This is a genomic window from Streptomyces sp. YS-3 (genome assembly GCF_045257485.1).
Classification (GTDB): Bacteria; Actinomycetota; Actinomycetes; order Streptomycetales; family Streptomycetaceae; genus Streptomyces.
The window spans coordinates 1-2,107 of sequence record NZ_JBJHPC010000860.1; the positions used below are offsets into that span (position 1 = coordinate 1).

Consider the following 2,107-nt stretch of genomic DNA (forward strand, 5'->3'; position numbering starts at 1 on the left):
TTTCCGGCGTGGCCGTCGTGGTGGCGGGGCACTCGGATGGCTCGTCCGCGGCGGTGGTGGCGGGCGCGTCGTGCTCGAATGGCGGCTAGGGCGGCGGTGCCCGATGCCGTCGCCGCAGCCAGCAGGAGCCGCCGTGACGACGTCCCTACGCCGCCGCCCGCGTGTGCCGATACTCGTCGGCGCCCTCGCCGCCCTGGTGATGGGGGTGAGCGCCCCGGCCGCCTCCGCCACCGCGGGGCCCGCCGCGCCCGCGCCCGCGTGCACCGCGGACACCGGCCCGTACCAGTGGGAGCTGGAGCAATATCTGGGCCTGCCCGCCGACGGACGGCAGTCCGAGGCCGACTGCGTGGCGATCCGGGCCTTCCAGGAACGCAACGGCATCGTCCCCGCCGACGGGTACGCGAGTCTCGCCACCTACCGCACGAGCCTGGTCATCGAAGAACGCCGCGCCCCCAACAAGAGCGGGAACTGCCCCCAGCGGCAGGAGCGGCTCGTCTGTGTGGACCTCGCGCGCCAGCTCCTGTGGGTGCAGCGGGCCGGAAAGGTCGTCTATCCGGCGGTCGCCGTCCGCACCGGGCGCTGGGGCCAGCAGACCCGCAACGGCTGGCACGAGATCACCGAGCGCCGCATCGACGACCACTCCGAGCTGTACGACAACGCGCCGATGCCCTACGCCCAGTACTTCTCCGGCGGACAGGCCTTCCACGGTGTCTACGGCGACCTCTTCAACGGCGGTGGCTCGGCGGGCTGCATCAACCTGCGGCTGCGCGACGCCGAGCTCCTGTGGAACACCACCGCCATCGGCGACCCCGTCTTCATCTGGGGCCGCAAACCCGCGACATGAGGGACCGCCGTCGGCCTCGTGAACGGTGACCCGATCCGGGCCGATCAGCGCCCATCGGCCCGGAGCGCGTCGGCGCGCGAACCACGGCCCCCGTCAGGCCGCCTCGGGGAAGTGGCAGGCCACCTGGCGTGCCTCGCCCGGCGCGGCGATCCGCAGCACCGGCGCCTCGCTGCGGCAGCGGTCCCGCGCCTTGGGGCACCGGGGATGGAAGGTGCAGCCCGGCGGGGGCGCGGCCGGGCTCGGCGGGTCGCCCAGGAGCGTGATGCGTTCGCGGGCGCGCTCGGCGGCCGGGTCGGGGAGCGGCACGGCGGAGAGCAGCGCGCGCGTGTAGGGGTGGGCCGGGGCCGTGTAGACCCGCTCCTTCGCACCGATCTCGACGATCCGGCCCAGGTACATCACGGCGACCCGGTCGCAGACCCGTTTGACGACCGACAGGTCGTGGGCGATGAAGAGGTAGGCGAGGCCGAGTTCGTGTTGCAGACGCTCCATCAGGTTGACGATCTGGGCCTGCACGGAGACGTCCAGGGCCGAGACCGGCTCGTCCGCGATGACGAGGCGCGGCCCGGTGGCCAGGGCGCGGGCGATGCCGATGCGCTGGGCCTGGCCGCCGGAGAACTCGTGCGGGAAGCGGTCGATCTGCTCGGGGATGAGCCCGACCAGCTCCATCAGTTCGGCGGCCCGCCGCCGCGCGTCCGCCGCCGCACTCCCCTGGACCAGCAGGGGATCGGAGATGATCCGCGCGACGGTCTGGCGGGGGTTGAGCGAGGAGTGCGGGTCCTGGAAGACCATCTGGATCTCGCGGCGCAGCGGTTTGAGCTCGCGCTGCGAGAGATGGCTGATGTCCTGGCCGTCGTAGGAGATCGAGCCGCTGGAGGGTTCGAGCAGACGCACGATCGTGCGGCCGGTGGTGGACTTGCCGCAGCCGGACTCGCCGACCAGGCCGAGCGTCTCACCGGGCGCCACGTCGAAGCTGATGCCGTCGACCGCCCGTACGGGGGCCGAGCGGCGCCGCCGGGCCGGGTAGACCTTGGTCATGTCCCGTACGGACAGCAGGGGCGGGGTGGCTGTGGTCATGAAGGAGCGCCTCCGTACGTCGGGAGGTGGCAGGCGGACGCGTGGCCGGCGGGCCCGGACAGCAGGGGCGGCTCGGTCTCGCAGCGCAGCCGCTCGCTCGCCGCGGCGGACGCGGCGCGGGCGCAGCGGGGTGCGAAGGCACAGCCGGGAGCCGGCGTGAGCAGCGACGGCGGGCTGCCGGGGATGGCC

Annotated in this window: 2 protein-coding genes and 1 pseudogene; 1 reads left to right on the forward strand and 2 read right to left on the reverse strand. The window is 73.8% G+C overall.

All coding sequences use genetic code 11. The features are described from left to right. Positions 1-133: 133 nt before the first annotated feature. A complete protein-coding gene (locus ACJA3G_RS35630) occupies positions 134-844 on the forward strand; it encodes a L,D-transpeptidase family protein (protein WP_406557171.1) in 711 nt (236 codons plus the stop codon). Positions 845-937: 93 nt separating this feature from the next. Here ACJA3G_RS35630 and ACJA3G_RS35635 read toward each other — a convergent pair whose 3' ends face one another. Together ACJA3G_RS35635 and ACJA3G_RS35640 are read right to left on the reverse strand one after the other, a co-directional pair. Next, complete coding sequence (locus ACJA3G_RS35635; protein WP_406557172.1) at positions 938-1,918, reverse strand: ABC transporter ATP-binding protein; 981 nt, start codon at positions 1,916-1,918, stop codon at positions 938-940. Then, positions 1,915-2,107, reverse strand: a pseudogene (locus ACJA3G_RS35640) (ABC transporter ATP-binding protein); the annotation flags it as partial. The gene ACJA3G_RS35635 and the pseudogene ACJA3G_RS35640, both read right to left, overlap by 4 nt.

What these genes read in the sequence shown, in the direction of transcription:
- ACJA3G_RS35635 (WP_406557172.1), bottom strand. Translation starts at nt 1,918, where the DNA reads ATGACCACAGCCACCCCGCCCCTGCTGTCCGTACGGGACATGACCAAG.